The organism is Streptomyces sp. P5F9, from assembly GCF_057961495.1.
The window spans coordinates 1-14,856 of the sequence record NZ_JBXVPZ010000235.1 but is presented as its reverse complement, the minus strand read 5'-3'; the positions used below and the strand labels follow the sequence as shown (position 1 = coordinate 14,856).

At 71.7% G+C, this 14,856-nt stretch carries 14 protein-coding genes; 9 read left to right on the top strand and 5 right to left on the bottom strand.

Annotated features, from left to right (window positions below; genetic code table 11):
- Positions 1-281: 281 nt before the first annotated feature.
- Complete coding sequence (locus tag AC31A1_RS30785) at positions 282-653, top strand: acetyl-CoA synthetase (RefSeq protein ID WP_489656467.1); 372 nt, start codon at positions 282-284, stop codon at positions 651-653.
- 39 nt (positions 654-692) lie between these two features.
- On the opposite strand, the gene AC31A1_RS30780 is transcribed toward AC31A1_RS30785, so the two are convergent.
- From AC31A1_RS30780 to AC31A1_RS30760, 5 genes are all read right to left on the bottom strand, one after another.
- Complete coding sequence (locus AC31A1_RS30780; protein WP_489656466.1) at positions 693-3,353, bottom strand: WD40/YVTN/BNR-like repeat-containing protein; 2,661 nt, start codon at positions 3,351-3,353, stop codon at positions 693-695.
- Positions 3,354-3,455: 102 nt separating this feature from the next.
- A complete protein-coding gene (locus AC31A1_RS30775) occupies positions 3,456-4,664 on the bottom strand; it encodes an MFS transporter (RefSeq protein WP_489656465.1) in 1,209 nt (402 codons plus the stop codon).
- The gene (locus AC31A1_RS30770) at positions 4,661-4,822 is read right to left on the bottom strand and encodes a hypothetical protein (protein ID WP_489656464.1); all 162 of its coding nucleotides are present in this window, start codon (positions 4,820-4,822) and stop codon (positions 4,661-4,663) included. The genes AC31A1_RS30775 and AC31A1_RS30770 overlap by 4 nt, the downstream gene beginning before the upstream one ends.
- A gap of 231 nt (positions 4,823-5,053) precedes the next feature.
- A complete protein-coding gene (locus AC31A1_RS30765; RefSeq protein WP_489656463.1) occupies positions 5,054-6,457 on the bottom strand; it encodes a VanZ family protein in 1,404 nt (467 codons plus the stop codon).
- Positions 6,458-6,541: 84 nt separating this feature from the next.
- Positions 6,542-6,949, bottom strand: coding sequence for a hypothetical protein (locus AC31A1_RS30760; RefSeq protein WP_489656462.1), 408 nt, complete (start codon positions 6,947-6,949; stop codon positions 6,542-6,544).
- A 296-nt stretch (positions 6,950-7,245) separates the two neighbouring features.
- On the opposite strand from AC31A1_RS30760, the gene AC31A1_RS30755 reads away from it, so the two are divergent.
- From AC31A1_RS30755 to AC31A1_RS30720, 8 genes are all read left to right on the top strand, one after another.
- Positions 7,246-8,013, top strand: a complete 768-nt coding sequence (locus AC31A1_RS30755; RefSeq protein ID WP_489656461.1) for an RNA polymerase sigma factor — start codon at positions 7,246-7,248, stop codon at positions 8,011-8,013.
- Positions 8,010-8,993: a CU044_5270 family protein gene (locus AC31A1_RS30750; protein ID WP_489656460.1), complete on the top strand. Its 984-nt coding sequence runs from the start codon at positions 8,010-8,012 to the stop codon at positions 8,991-8,993. Before AC31A1_RS30755 ends, AC31A1_RS30750 begins: the two co-directional genes overlap by 4 nt.
- 134 nt (positions 8,994-9,127) lie before the next feature.
- Positions 9,128-10,336, top strand: coding sequence for an AAA family ATPase (locus AC31A1_RS30745; RefSeq protein WP_489656459.1), 1,209 nt, complete (start codon positions 9,128-9,130; stop codon positions 10,334-10,336).
- A 20-nt stretch (positions 10,337-10,356) separates the two neighbouring features.
- Positions 10,357-11,976: a VWA domain-containing protein gene (locus tag AC31A1_RS30740; protein WP_489656458.1), complete on the top strand. Its 1,620-nt coding sequence runs from the start codon at positions 10,357-10,359 to the stop codon at positions 11,974-11,976.
- 67 nt (positions 11,977-12,043) lie between these two features.
- Positions 12,044-13,219 (top strand): sensor histidine kinase, encoded by a 1,176-nt coding sequence (locus AC31A1_RS30735; RefSeq protein ID WP_489656457.1) that lies wholly within the window; start codon positions 12,044-12,046, stop codon positions 13,217-13,219.
- Positions 13,216-13,875, top strand: coding sequence for a response regulator (locus tag AC31A1_RS30730; protein ID WP_489656456.1), 660 nt, complete (start codon positions 13,216-13,218; stop codon positions 13,873-13,875). Before AC31A1_RS30735 ends, AC31A1_RS30730 begins: the two co-directional genes overlap by 4 nt.
- A gap of 114 nt (positions 13,876-13,989) precedes the next feature.
- Positions 13,990-14,628: a GOLPH3/VPS74 family protein gene (locus AC31A1_RS30725; RefSeq protein WP_489656455.1), complete on the top strand. Its 639-nt coding sequence runs from the start codon at positions 13,990-13,992 to the stop codon at positions 14,626-14,628.
- Positions 14,629-14,643: 15 nt separating this feature from the next.
- A partial coding sequence (locus AC31A1_RS30720) for a carboxylesterase family protein (RefSeq protein WP_489656454.1) occupies positions 14,644-14,856 on the top strand: 213 nt, incomplete at its 3' end.

The window sequence follows — 14,856 nt, the reverse complement described above, 5'->3', positions numbered from 1 at the left end:
CCACCGAGGCCCCCGCGAACGCCCCCGCCGCCTGTCGGCTAGACGCCGGGCACGGCCCGCATGTCGTAGGTTCATCAGGGCATGCTGGTGGTCCTACGCGCGGGCCGGGAGGTGACGGGATGCGGTGGTGGGCCGGGGTATGGGTGGTCGCCGCGGTTGTGGTCCTGGCGGGGTGTCACGCGTCGGAAGGCGGTGGACCGGTGGGAGGGGCGTCGGAGAGCGGCGGCTCGGCGAGGCCGTCGGCGGTGCCGTCCGCCGGCCCGACCCGGGGAAGCCCTTCGGTGTCGGCCACGGGTTCCTCCGCTTCGCCGGCGAGCTGTGCCGCCGGGCACACGGAGGTCACCGTCGGCCCTGGGGACGCGGCCGTACGGCGGCTCTGCGTGCGGCCCGGGACCGTGGTGTCGCTCGTCCTGCGGCCTCGTACGGACGACAAGCGGTGGACGGCCGTGCGGAGTTCCGCGCCGGTTCTCGTCCTCGCGTCCGGGTGGCGGGTGGACGCGGACGGTACGGCCCATGCCTCGCTGCGGTGTGCGGGGACGAAGGGCGGTACGGCGGACGTCATCGCGTCCGCGAAGGCGCCGGACGTGGCGGGCGCGGCGAAGGCCGCCTTCACCCTGCGCGTGAGCGTGGTGCCGTACACGACGCAGGGGTGACCCCGGCAACCCGGGATCACCCCATCAGACGTTGCTACGTCACTTACAGTCGCTCACCTTGATGGTGTAGATGCCGCGGCCGTGGGTGGCCGCGTACAGCGTCTTGCCGTCGGGGCCCAGCTTCAGCTGGAGCACGGCGACGGCCGGGAGGTTCCCGACGCGCTTCCAGGTCGTACGGCCCGGGGCGCGGTAGACGACGCCGAGGTCGGTGGCGACGGCGAGGCCGCCGTTCGGTGTGACGACCGCGGAGTTGGTCGGCACGTCGGGGAGGTTCTTCGAGATGTCCTTCCAGGTGGTGCCGCCGTCGGTGGACTCGAAGACGTGGCCGACGCCGGCGCCGGGGCCCTCGGTCCAGTGCCGGGAGAAGCCGTTGACCTCCAGATACACGTGGTCGGCGTTCTTCGGGTCGACGGCGAAGCCGCTGAGGTAGCGGTTGGGTACGGTGCCGTCCACGCCGGTGGCCGGGAGGGTGATGTCGTGCCAGCCGGTGCCGTCCGCGTTGCCGACGGAGATGCCGCGGGCGAAGCCCTGGTTGTTGCAGGGGCCGCACCAGGCCGCGTACACCTTGCCGCCCGAGGCCGCGACGGCGGTCGCGGTACGCCCGGCGCCGAGGTCGTAGACGCTGGTCCACTCGTCGCCGCTGCGGATGGCGTAGCCGTGGGTCTGGACCCAGATGTGGCGGCCGCCGGCTATCCAGGTCGAGCTGTTTTTGGCGTCTGCCGTGATCGGGGCGATGAAGCGGGCCTCACCGGTGGCGTTGTCGGCGGGGGCCACGTTGTACGACGTGATCTTGCTGGGGTCGGTGACCCAACTGCCGTCGTTGACCGCGCAGTTCTGGGTCACCTGGATGGAGAGGTAGACGTACTCCTCGGCGATGTTGCACCCGTTGGCCGGGTCGGTGAGGGTGTCGCCGCCGTCGCCGCCGAAGTTGGAACCCATCACGGTGTCGTTGCTGCGCAGGATGGACTGGCCGTTGTCCTGGAGGCCGCCGGTGACGGAGACGCCTCCGTAGGTGAGGTCCTTGCCGACGCCGACCGAGTAGTACTGGAGGGTGTCGATGGTGCCGTCGTTGAGGGAGGTCCAGTCGGTGGCGTGGCCGGAGGCGTCCTGGGAGCCGTCGAGCGGGCGCTTGTAGACGCCGCCGTCGTTGCCGACGTAGACGAAGCTCTTGCCGTGGTAGCTGCCGATCGCGACGCCATGCTGGTCGGAGTGGGTGGTCGGGTTGCAGTCGCCCGTCTGCTTGGTCGGGTCGATGCTCCAGCAGGGGAAGCCGAAGTTCCAGTACGGGCCGACGGTCGACCAGTTGGTGCCGCCGTCCTTCGTCTCGTAGACCTCCTCCAGGCCCGCGTAGACGTGCTCCGCGTTCGCCGGGTCGACGGTCAGGAACTGGTTGTACCAGGCCTGTACGCCCGGCATGTAGCCGCTGGAGGTGAGCGCCGAGCCGTCGGCGGCCAGGCCCTTGTAGTCGGCGATCTTCGTCCAAGGGCCGGTCGGCGAGCCGGACTTGGAGACGTAGATGCCCTCAAGACCGCTGTCCGGGTTGGTGTTGAGCTGCTCCGGGGACTGGTCGATGGCGTAGTAGCGCGAGCCGTCGGCGGAGCGGGCGAAGGTGACGTTGCCGACGTTGTCCGCGTCGGTCGGCAGATCGCCGAAGCCGGTGCTGATCCGGGTCCAGGTGCCGCTGGAGTCCTTGGTGTAGAAGCCGTTGTAGTCGTCACCGCTGCGCCAGCCGACCGCGAGGACCACCTTGGAGGGGTTCTTCGGGTCGATCGCGATGTCGTTGGCGATGTTCTTGTACGCGGCCGAGGGGTCGCTCGCGAGTGAACCGCCGGGCAGATAGGCCGGGTTGGGCGCGAACTCCAGCTTCCAGGCGCCCTTCAGCGTCTTCGTGGAGTGGCTCCACACGCCCTCGCTGGTCGCGGCCCACACCTTGCCGCCGCCGAAGCGCAGTTCGTGAATGGTCGTGGATTCCAGCTCGTCGCCGCCGACCCGGCTGCGGGTGGAGAACGTGCCGTGACGGGGGTTCGACAGGACGTAGACCCCGCTGCCGAGGTAGGCGTCAGCGTTGGTCGTCGCCTCGCCGGTGCCCAGCCACAGCCGTCCGGCGCCGTCCAGCGAGAGTGCGCCGGTGGACTGGGCCGGCAGCTTGTCGCTGATGGGCTGCCAGTGTCCGCCCCCGGACCGGGAGCGCCACACTCCGCCGCCCGCGCTGCCCGCGTACACGTACCCGTCGTCGTCGGCGGCCATCGCGGCCATCCGGCCGGTCACATTGCCCGAGCCGCCACTGGAGTTGGAGTCGTAGTCGCGGTAGCGCGCATCGTCGGAGTTGTACGGCAGGTCAGTGATGTTGCGCCAACTGCCGCCCGTGCTCGACAGGTTGGTCAGACTCGTCCAGGCGGCTCCGTACGCGCCCGGTGCGACGATGCCGGGCGAGGTGCGCGCCTCGGCGTACTGGTCGGCGCCCTCGGCTATCTCGTCGGCCTCGTTGCCGTCGTCACCGCCGTCGTCGTCGGCCTTGGCCTTGGGGCTGACCGCACCCACCGACTGCCCGCGTTCGGCGGCCAGTTGGGTCAGTGCGCGGACCCCGAAGGGGGTGCCGTTCGCGCCGGGTGCGGCGCCGGCGGGTATCGCCACGAGTGCGGCGGATGCGGTGATGGCACAGACTGTGAACCAACGTCTCTTGCGGGTTGGTTGTGACATCAGGTCCTCCCGAGCGGGCACGGATACAGCCGTCGGGGACGACCCGATCACCGGGAGGCGGAAGAGTCCGGCATTTGAGCCACTCTTGACCAGAACCTGTCACTAGCGATGGCTGGAACTGGACCGGGCCACGGTCGGCAGCACACCTGCGAGGGCCAGCGCGATGGCCCCGGAGACCAACAGCGGGAGGTGGCCGTCGGCCCCCCAGGCGAGCCCGGCCCACACGCCCGCGAGCAGTACGGCGGCGCCGGTGGCCCCCTGGTAGAGGCCCTGTGCGCTGCCCTGCTGGTGGTCGGGGACGAGCGTGGAGATCCAGGCCTTGCCGACGCCGTCGGTACAGGCCGCGAAACCGCCGTAGAGCGGCAGCACCACGAACACCGCCCAGGGGCTGTGGATCAGGCCGAGGCCCAGATAGCCGATCGCGAAGAAGAGCAGGCCGGTGGCGAAGACCAGCGGGCGCGGCAGCCGGTCGGACAGCGCCCCGGCGGGGTAGGACAGGGCGGCGTAGACGAGGTTGTAGACCGCGTACGCGCCCACCACCCCGGCCGTCGACAGGCCCAGGTCGTGGGCGCGCAACAGCAGGAGCGCGTCGGGGAAGTTGACCAGGTTGAAGGCGAGCAGCACCCCGAGAACCCGCCAGTACGGGCGCGGCAGGGACCGCCAGGGTGTGCGGGCGGACCTCGTCGAGGAGCTGCCCTTTCCTCCGGCTCGGGGGTCGCGGACGGCGGCGACCAGCGCGACCGACGCGACGGCGGGGATCACGGCGACCCAGAACAGCGGGCGCAGCCGGTGGTCGAGCGCCTCGTACAGGACCAGCCCCACGAGCGGGCCGACCACCGCGCCGGCGGTGTCGGCGGCCCGGTGCAGCCCGAACACCCTGCCGCGCTGCCCCTTCGGTACGCCCTCGACGAGCAGGGCGTCGCGAGGCGCCCCGCGCATGCCCTTGCCGAGCCGGTCGGTGACCCGGGCGAGGAGCACCAGCGGCCAGACGGTCGCCAGCGCGATCAGCAGCTTGCCCACCGCGGCCAGGCCGTAGCCGACGCCGATCAGGGGCCGACGGTCGAACCGGTCCGCGAGACGCCCCGCGGCCACCTTGGTGATCGACGCCGCGCCCTCGGCAAGTCCCTCGATCGCACCCACGACGGCGGGCGGGGCGCCCAGCACCACGGTCAGGAAGATCGGCAGGATCGGGTAGAGGAGTTCGCTGGCCGCGTCCTGGAGAAAGGACACCCCGCACAGCACCTTGACGTTGCGGGTCAGCCACGCGGGGCGGCGTCCGGTCGGCCGCGGGGTGCCGCTGGGCTCGGTCACGGGCACAGGATCTCCAGGAAACGGGCGGGCGCCGTGGTGGCGTCGGCCGGGACGGGGGCTGTCGCGGCGACCGGAACCGCCGCGGGAACACACACCGACACGATCTCCTCCCCGTCGACCGGCGGGACCTCCGGGTCGTACGTCGCCCGGGCCGCCACAGTACGTTCCGGCCCCTGTCCGGCGACCTCCCGCGTCGACCGAGGTCCTCTCCGCCCAGCATCCACGCTCGCGGCCGGCTACGGCTTCGGCTGATCCTGACCGGCCGGCTGCCTCGGGTTCTTGAGACTTCCGTAGGGGGCCGCTGTCCGTGCCGGCACCTCGCCCGCTTGCCCACTCTCAAGGGCGGGATGTTCCCGCTCGGCCTCGGGCGGAACTTGTTGGCGGCGGGGTCAGCCGGTCTTGAGGAGTTGCCCGGCGCTGTCGTACACCCGGCCGGTGACGGCGTTCACGCGGTACAGGTCGACCTCTGCCGACTCCTGTGAATCGTCGCTCTTTCCGTTGCCGGGCCACGTCACGTTCACCAGCCAATTCGGCTGCCAGACACCGTCTTGCTCAACTGCTTTTACCGTGACCGCTGTGGAGTGGAATTCCGCGCCGGTGTTTCCATTGGCCCGGAGTTTTGCCTCCACCGCCTTGTTCGCTTCCTTTTCCGCCTGCCCGGCGTCAAGCCTGGCTTCGGGAAGATCTGCCCGGGTCGGGCCGAGGGTGACGTCGATCTGGGATACCCGCCCGGCCCTGTCCACCTGGACGTCCAGCATCCTGGGCATGAGAACGTTGTTCTGGGTCCATCTCCAGGATGTGATCCAGCCGAGTTCGGCCTTTTCGCCCACGGGGGATGTTTCTGTCCTGGTCGCGCCCATCGCCCACGGATACTTTCGCTGGGCGTACGACGTTGTGAGGCGAGCGGCCGCCGCATCGCTTGACGGGGCTTTCGCGCCTTCCAGCGGGTATCCCATGACGGTGGGCCGGTCGCTGTTCTCCAGCTGTACGTTCAGGTGTTTCTTGTCCGGCCAGGACAGGCTGCCGTTGGCGAAGGCTTCGGGGTGTCCCGCTTCGCGGCTGTGCAGGTTGAAGATGATGTTGGTGCATGAGGAGTTCCCGCACGGCTGCTCGTACAACTTCCCGAGCTTGTAACGGTCGCCGAACGCCTCTTTCACGGCCGCCTCGACGGCCCGCTTCTGCGTGGAGTCCGCGTCGGCGAGGCTGCTGCCGTCGACGTTCGTGACGTCGAGCATCGGGCGCGCGACTCCTGATCCCAGGAGGAGCAGGGCCGCGAAGGCGATCAGCGTCCCCTTCATGCCCGCCCGCCAGACGAGCGAGTGGCGGATCGCGGGGACGATCGCGACGATGGCGAGCCCTGCCAGACCTCCGGCGATGTTCATCTCGGCGTCCGCGCTGTCGCATACGCGCCCCAGGCCGTCGACGGTGGCCTGAGTGAACTCGATGGCCAGAGGCAGCGCGACGACGCCGAACAGGACAGGCAGCGGGCGACGGACGGCCAAGAGGGCGCATGCGCCGACGGGGACCATCATGGCGAGGTTCCACAACCCCTGCGTGGTGTGGAAGGGCTCGGCGAACTCGTGGTTGAGGACACATGCGCCGCTTGCCGAGCCGGCGCCCATGAACGTGACACCGAGGACGCCGGTCAGAGCGAAGGCGAGTCCGGACCACCATGCGCCGTGCGGGTTCCCCCGCTTACGGGCGAGCGTCCACGCCGCGCCGCCGCACATGAGGCCGATCAATGTGCACACGGCCAGATAGCCGATGTGGTGCTGGAAGATCGCGGAGAACACGGCGCGGTTCCTTGCTTGGTCAGGGCGAGGTGAGCGGGACAGGGACAGGCCCCGCCTGGCGGGCGGGGCCTGTGGGGTTCTGCGTCAGCAGTGCGAGGTAGGCGTCTGGTACGTGCTGCCGCTGCTCATCAGGCCGATGATGTTCGAGCAGTAGGCGTCGGCCCCCAGCGACCACGTCGCGGTCTTCGTCTGGCCCGAACTGATGGAGACGGCCGCCTTGTAGTGGGTGGTCCCCGAACGCGAGTAACCAAGGCTGGCGGAGATGCCGGATCCGCCCGACTTGTAGTACGAGGTGCCCATGACGCCGCTCGAACCCTGGTGGATGGTCAGGATGCCGTTGGACAGCGAGGTACACCGCTCCATGGGCTCACTGGTGGCGGTGTAGCCGGAGCTGTCGCAGTAGGCGGCGGCCGAGGCGCTCGGCGCGCCGAACATGACAGATCCTGCCGCGATGGCAAGGGCGACGAGAGTGACGTTGGCTCTGTGGCGCATGAAAATCCCCCTGGATGTAATGCGCATGCCAGCCCCGCCGGCGTGCGGAGGGGCTGGGCCTGGGTCGGTGGTCAGTGATCACCTGATCACGCGCTGCTTGCCCGGTAAAGATCACTTGACCGTCTCATGGGAATGCTCTGAGCTTCATCTGAGGTTCGAGCCACTGACCGCGTTACGGTGACGCGGCGCAGGCGGGCAACTGGCGGGGCTGCGCAGTGGCGGTCCCGGTCCTGGACGGTGGGCTTGGTGTGATCGTCGCCACAGAGACGACAAGTGCCGGGCGGACAGGGCTGGTTGTGGAATTTTCCCTGCGTGACCGGATACGCGCCGGCGATCCGGAAGCCTTCGCCGAACTGTTCGGCGCGCATGCCCGGGCCGTCTACGGTCATGCCGCCCGACTGTCGGGGGACCGGAGCACCGCGGAGGACGTGGTGTCCCTGACCTTCCTGGAAGCCTGGCGGCTCCGGGAGAAGCTGAGACCCGAAGCCGCGGCCCCGGACGAAGAGGCCCGAGACGCCGGCATGCCCGACGGCGACGGACTGCGCCCCTGGCTGTACGGCATCGCCACCAACGTCCTGCGCAACACGCGCCGCGCCGCCCACCGGCACAGCGCCGCGCTCGCCCGGCTCCCCGGCCGCCCGGCGGACCGTGACACCCTGCCCGACTTCGCCGACGACGTCGTCGGGCGCATGGAGAAAGCCGAGCGGCTCGCTGCCGCGCACACCGCGCTCGGCCGGCTGCGCAGAGCCGAGCGTGAGGTGTTCGCACTGTGCGTCTGGTCGGGGCTGAGCTACGCGGCCGCGGGCGAGGCCCTCGGCGTGCCGGCGAGCACCGTACGGTCGCGGCTCGCCCGGGCGAGACAGCGTCTACGGACGTTGTCGGAGGCGGAGTTGACCCGGCCTGCGTCCGCCGGGCGGCCGGCCGGGTATCCGGGGGAGCCGAGTGCCGCCATGACACCGGATGTTCCACCTCGGCGGGAAAAACCGGGACCCGGCCCGCGCACCGGACAGGTACCGGGTGGCCGTCCCGAAACGGCCCGGTCGACTCAGGAGAAGCACCGATGAACCCAGAAGAGCGCGAGGAACTGGCCAGGCTGCTGCCGAGCCCGGGTGAGCCGGTCCTGACGAGCGACTGCCACGACTTGCTGAAGGACCATCTGATGAGAGAACTCACCGAGTTCAGAGAGTTCACCGAGCCGGCTGCCCCAGAAATCCCGGAACTTCCGGAACTTCCGGACAACGCGACGGCCCCCCGCCGGCGAGCGCGCGCCCCCCGCCGCCGGTTCGCCGTCATCGCCGTACCCCTCGCCACGGCGGCGGCGATCGTCGCCGCGGTCCTCGCCGGCACCGACGGCTCCAGGACCGCCACGACCGATGCGGACGCGGTCGGCCTCCTCCATCACATCGCCGAGGTCGCCGCCGCGAAGAAGTCCGTTCCCGTCAGGGACGACCAGTACGTCTATGTCCGCACTCAGGGCTCCATGAAGTTCTCGGACAAGGACATCCGGGTCCTGCGCGAGGCGAGTTGGACCGCTGTCGACGGCAGGCGCGCGGGACTGCGCCGGGTCACGGTGCTGGTGGGTCCGCCGTCCCGGCCCCGGGACCCGTTCTCGTCGTACTCCAAGGGCACGCACGACATGAGGCTGAGCCCCGACCCGAACGTCGCGACGTTCCGTGAGCTTCAGGGGCTGCCCACCGACCCCGACGCACTGCTGGAGAAGATCTACGCCGGCGCGAAGGGGGAGGGGCAGACCAAGGAGAGCGAGGCGCTGGAGAAGATCGGCGACCTGCTGCCCGACGCCACGCTCCTGCCCGAACTGGACGCCGCGCTCTACCGCGCGGCCGCGAAGATCCCCGGCGTCTCGGTCGTCACCGACGCCAAGGACTACACCGGCCGCTCCGGCATCGGCCTGAGCTTCAAGGAGCGCGACGGCCGCACGGTCTGGGTCTTCGACAAGAAGTCCTACGCCTTCCTGGGCTCCCCGGACGAGGCGCTGCTGGACGTCGGGGTCGCGGACAAGGCGGGCGAGACGCCGGCCGCATGACTCCCTGTTCCCTGTTTCCTGTTCATGGTTCCTGGAGAGCCGTCCCGTCCCTGAGCTACCTTGCACCTCGTCGTAGCCTCGCGGGAAGGGCCGTCTCGTCAGCCCAACAGGGCGTCACAGGCTAGGAGTTGACCATGGGCGAGCTGGGCGGGCCGGGCGTGCGGGACACGGCCACGAGACTGCGGGCGATCAGCGACGAGTTGTCGGACCGCTTCTACGAGCGGGCCGACGTGGTGCGGACGCTGGTGGTGACGCTGCTGGCCGGACAGCACTCACTGCTGCTCGGCCCGCCCGGAACGGCGAAGTCCGAGCTGGCCCGGGAGCTCACGGGCAGGTTCGAGGGGGCGTCCTACTGGGAGATCCTCCTGTCGAAGTTCACCGCGCCGACGAGGATGTTCGGCCCCGTCGACGTCGCGGCGCTGGCCCGGGGCGAGTACCGCCAGGTCTACGAAGGCCGTGCCACGACCGCGCACATCGCGTTCATCGACGAGATCTTCAAGTGCTCCACGGCGGCACTGAACGAGACGCTGGGCTTTCTCAACGAGCGGATCTACCACCCCGAGAGCGGCGGCGAGCCGATCCGCTGCCCCCTGATCGGGGCCATCACGGCGAGCAACGAACTGCCCAGCGGGGACGACACGGCCGCGATCTACGACCGGCTGCTGGTACGGATCGAGGTCGGGTACCTGGAGGACCCCTCGAACTTCGCCGCGCTGGTCCGCTCCGCCGTCAGCCGCCCGGCGGCCCCGACGCGGACCACGGTCGAGCTGGCCGAGTTGCAGTACGCCGTGACCGAGGCCGTCCCGGCCGTGGACGTGCCCGACGTGATCGTCGATGCGGTGTGCACCCTGCGGGCCGCCCTGCGCCGCAGGGAACTCGTCGCCTCCGACCGCCGCTGGCGGCAGGCGGTGGGCCTGCTCCAGGCGTCCGCGTACCTCGACGGCCGCCCGGCGGTCGCCGAGACCGACCTGTCGGTGCTGACCCACGTGCTGTGGGACTCCCCGGCCCAACGCCCCACCGTCGAGCGCGAGGTGCTGCACCTGGTCAACCCCGACGCCAGGGAGGCACTCGACCTGGCCGACACCATCGACGAACTGGAGGCCCAACTCGATGCCATGGCAGGGCAGTCCCGCGAGGCGCTGAGCGAGTGGGTCATCAAGAAGGCACACAACCAGCTCGCCACGGCGGGGAAGCGGCTGGAGAAGCTCCGCGAGGAGGCGGCGGGCGCCGGCCGCTCCACCGCCGCCATCGACCGGGTCGCCGGCCGCCAGCGCGCCGTCCGCGCCCGCGTTCTCACCGAGGCCCTCGGCATGGACGCGAGCATGGTGCAGGCCCAGCTCTGAACACCGGGGGATCAGGACCCATGGACGGGACACGGGGCAGGCTCGACGAGCTGGCGCGCCGGGCCGGGAGGTGGCTGGGCGGATCCGCCGCCGCATCCGAGCAGCACACCACGGCCGTGGTCGCGGACCGGTTCGACCGGTTCACCTGGCAGGACACCTATGGGCAGTCGGCCGGACTGCGGGACCTGGCCGAGGAGTTGAACCAGCGCTACGACCATGCCACCGACCTCCTGACCGACGCGTTCCTGGCCGCCTACAAGGCCGGACCGCGGCTGCGTGAGCCCGCGGAGATGGACCCCTCCCGACTGGTCAACCACCAGGTCATCACCTCACTCCTGGACTCACCGGAGTTCGCCGAGCTGCACCGGGAGACGGCCGGCGACCCCTACGCCGCCGCCATGGCCGTGCTCGCCCAGGCCGCCGCGCTGCGCCGGACACTGGAGAGCTCCCGGGATGCCCAGGAACAGGCCGACCAGGCGAAGAGGGCCCGGCAGGCCGCCGAAGGCGCGGCGACCGCCGTGGGCGAGGCGCTCCAGGGGGCCATCGACCAGGCCGACGAGGACGGCACCGTGCCGTCCCGCGCCGACGACGCCGTACAACAGGCGGTCGAGGCGGCCGGCGCCGCCGAGGCCACCGCGCGGCAAGCCGCCCGAGCCGCCGCGCAGGCCCTCACGGCGGTGGCCCCCGGTATCCGTGCCGCCGCGCGGAACGCGGTGGCGAAGGCCGCCGGGGCCGCGCGGGAGGAGGGCGCGCTGATGCGGGCATGGGGAGTCGGTCCCGGCGAACTGGAGCGGATGCCCTTCGGCCGGCGGGCCCGGCTCGCCGAGCGGCTGCGCACCGGCCGGCTCGCCGAGTGGGCCGAACTGATCGGCCGTTTCCGGCAGATGGCCGACGGCGAGCGCGCCCGCAAGGTCGAGAACGCCACCGGAGAACTCGTCGGCGTCACCCTGGGCGACGACCTCTCCCGCGTCATCCCCTCCGAACTGGCCAACCTCGGCCTGCCCGCACTGCGCGCCGTGTTCGCCGCGCGCTACGCCGCCGGGGAGCTGATGCTCTACGACAGCCAGGGCGAGCAGAGCACCGGCCAGGGCGCCGTCATCGCGTGCGTCGACACCTCGCACTCCATGTACGAGGCGGGGCCCGGCGGAGTCACCCGGGAGGCGTGGGCCAGGGCGTGTGCCCTGGCGCTCCTCGACCAGGCCCGCCACGCGGGGCGCGACTTCGTCGGCATCCTGTTCTCGGCCGCCGACAAGCTCCAGGTCTTCCGCTTCCCGGCCGACCGGCCCGCCGACATCGCCCAGGTCCTCGACTTCGCGGAGACCTTCCTCGGCGGCGGCACCAGCTACCAGCGGCCTCTGTCGGCGGCCGGGGAACTGCTGGAGGCGGAGTTCAACGACACCACCCGCGCCCGCGGCGACATCGTGATGCTCACCGACGACGACTGCGGCGTCACCGGGACATGGATGCGCGGCTGGAACGAGGCCAAGCACCGGCTGGGCTTCCGCGTCTTCGGCGTGGCCATCGGTGCCCCGCGCGTCGCCGAAGCCGACTCGGTCCTGGACGCCCTGTGCGACAACCTGCGCTCCATCGAGGACTTCACCGACGTCCACGCGGCGGCCGACCTCTTCCGCGTGATCTGACCCCGGCCCCGCCCGGGCCTGCCTGCTCGCCACGAGGGGCGGCTCCGTCACTGGGTAGGGTCGGGGAGTGGACCGCAGCAGCAGACAGCCGGGCGACGTGTTCGCCGGAGAGGCGCGGAGCGAGCTGTCGCCGCGGGCGGTGCGGGCGCTGTGGTGGGGGCCGGCCGGTCTGGTGCTCGCCGTACCCGGTACCGCGGTGCTCGTCGCCGGCGCGGAGCGCGGCTGGCGACTGCCGGTGGCCCTGGCGCTGGTTCTTGTGCAGGTCTGCGCCCTGAGATGGCAGGTGCGGGCCCCGGTCGCCGTACTCGCCGTGAACGCGGCGACGGGGATCGCGGTGTGGACGCTGCTGCCCGCGGTGTCCTTGACGGGCGCGCTGCTCGCGGCGCAGGTCACGTTGTGCGTGCTGTCGGCCACCAGGCCGCGACGGGAGTCGGTGCGGGCGCTCGCCGCGATGTGCCTGCCGGTGCCACTGGCGTTCGGGGCAGGGGGTGGCCCCACGGGGGTGGCGGTCTGTCTGCTGGCCGTGGTCCTGGCGTGGACCGTGGGCCAATGGCGCCGGGCGCAGCGGGCACGGGCGGCGGCGGAGACGCGCCGGGCCGTGGTCGAGGAGCGGGCGCGGATCGCGCGCGAGGTGCATGACGTGGTGGCGCACACGCTGTCCGTGATGGTCATCCAGGCGGGTGCCGCGGATGACGTGTTCGCGGAACGCCCCGACCAGGCCCGTCAGGCGCTGCGGGCCATCGAGGCGGGCGCCCGCTCGGCGCTCGGGGAACTGCGGCTCCTGCTGCGGGCGTTCGGCCCCGAGGACATGCGGGACGGCGAGGCCGGGGAGCAGCGGGAGCCGGGGCCTTCGCTCGCCCGCCTGGACGAGTTGGCCGACCCCGTGCGGGCGACCGGGATGACCGTGAGCGTGCGCCGCGAGGGCGCCTTCGACGGGCTGCCGGCCGTGGTGGACCTGGCGGCGTACCGGATCGTCCAGGAGGCTCTCACCAACACGCTGCGCCACGCGGTCGGCGCCGACGAGGTGGGCGTGTGCGTCACGGTCGAAGGGGAGTGCGTGAAGATCTCGGTGGTCGACAACGGGCGTGCGCCACAAGGCCGTTCGGACGCGGCGGGAGCGGGACGCGGTCTGGTGGGGATGAAGGAGCGCGCACGGCTCGTGGGCGGCAGCCTGCGCGCCGGCCCGTTGCCCCGGGGCGGGTTCGAGGTGGCGGCGCGGCTGCCGGTGGAGCGCGTGTCATGACGCTGCGGGTGGTGGTGGCCGACGACCAGGCCCTGGTCCGTACCGGATTCCGCATGATCATCGACGCCCGGGACGACCTGGAGGTGGTCGGTGAGGCGTCCGACGGCCGGGAGGCGGTGCGGCTGACGCGGGAACTGGCACCCGACGTGGTCCTGATGGACGTACGCATGCCGGTCGTGGACGGCATCGAGGCGACCCGGCGGATCGCGGAGTCGGGCAGCGCGGCCCGGGTGCTCGTGCTGACCACCTGGGACCTGGACGCGCACGTGCTCGCCGCGCTGCGGGCGGGGGCGAGCGGTTTCCTGCTCAAGGACATGCGCCCCACCGAACTCGTCGACGCCATCCGCCTCACCGCGCGCGGCGACGCGCTGCTGGCGCCGGCCGTGCTGGGCCGCGTCCTCGACCGGTTCCTGCGCACCACGCCCGACGCGGCGCCGCCGCCCTCCCTGCGGGATCTCTCCGGCCGCGAGCGGGAGGTGCTCACCCTGATCGGGCAGGCCCTGTCGAACGCGGAGATCGCCGAGCGGCTGCGCCTGTCGGAGGCCACCGTCAAGAACCACGTCACCGCGGTACTGCGCAAACTGGGCCTGCGCGACCGCGTCCAGGCCGTCGTCGCCGCCTACGACCACGGCCTCGTGCAGCCACACCGCCCCTGACAACGCCGCCTCCTCCTCAAGGAGGAGACCGGGCCGCGGTCCTCCTGCGCTCCCAGAGCCGTTCCGTCCGCGTGGCCGATCCGGGGCCGGGGTGCCCGGCCATAGCGTCGAGGTGTGAACGATGACCTGGCCTCCCTCATGTATCTGCTCGCCTACGACGACGCGGCCGAAGGCCCCTACGACCGTTCCCGCACCCAGTTGCTGGTGCGTGCCGCCGCCCTGGTCGACCTCGCGTCGCGCGGCCTGCTGGCGGAGGACGGCGGCGGCAAGGTCACCGTGTCCGGCACCCGGCCGACCGGTGACCCGGTCCTGGACGGCGTGCTGCGCGACGCCGCCGGGCACGGCTGGAAGCACCTCGTCCGCCGTCACCGCAAGCAGACCCTGACCCAGGTGGAGGACCGACTCGCGGCAGCGGGAGTACTCACCGTGAAGGCGCCCCGCACCCCCTTCGGCACCCGGCGCCTGACCGTGACGGACCACGTCGTGGCCGCCGCACTCCGAGCCCGGGTGTCGGCGGCGCTGCACGGAGACCGCCCCGTCCGGGAGCTCCCCGCCGCCGACGCCGCGCTGCTGGCACTGGCCGCGGCGGGCGGCATCCGCTCGGTCGTCACACGGCAGGACCACAAGACCTTCCGGGCCCGTATCGACGCCTGCACGGGGTCGCTGGCCGCCCTCGCGCCGGGCCTGGAGAAAGCCGTACGCACTCTGCCGATGACCATGATCGCCGCGAAGGGCGGCATGGGCGGCAGCTGACCGAACGGGGAGACCATGATCACGCACCGCGTCCTGACCACCCTGGCCTGCGCCCTGACCGCCGTCCTCGCGACGGCCTGGTCCGCAGCGCCGCCGACCCGGCCCGCCGTCACCACGGTTCGTATCCACGACGGCCTGGTGCGGGGCGCCGCCCACGCCGGTTACCGCACCTTCGAGGGCATCCCCTACGCGGCGCCCCCGGTCGGCAGCCTCCGCTGGGCACCGCCC

Coding starts and splice junctions, on each gene's coding strand:
- AC31A1_RS30760 (WP_489656462.1), bottom strand. CDS start 6,949: ATGCGCCACAGAGCCAACGTCACTCTCGTCGCCCTTGCCATCGCGGCA.
- AC31A1_RS30745 (WP_489656459.1), top strand. CDS start 9,128: ATGGGCGAGCTGGGCGGGCCGGGCGTGCGGGACACGGCCACGAGACTG.
- AC31A1_RS30750 (WP_489656460.1), top strand. CDS start 8,010: ATGAACCCAGAAGAGCGCGAGGAACTGGCCAGGCTGCTGCCGAGCCCG.
- AC31A1_RS30780 (WP_489656466.1), bottom strand. CDS start 3,353: ATGTCACAACCAACCCGCAAGAGACGTTGGTTCACAGTCTGTGCCATC.
- AC31A1_RS30740 (WP_489656458.1), top strand. CDS start 10,357: ATGGACGGGACACGGGGCAGGCTCGACGAGCTGGCGCGCCGGGCCGGG.
- AC31A1_RS30730 (WP_489656456.1), top strand. CDS start 13,216: ATGACGCTGCGGGTGGTGGTGGCCGACGACCAGGCCCTGGTCCGTACC.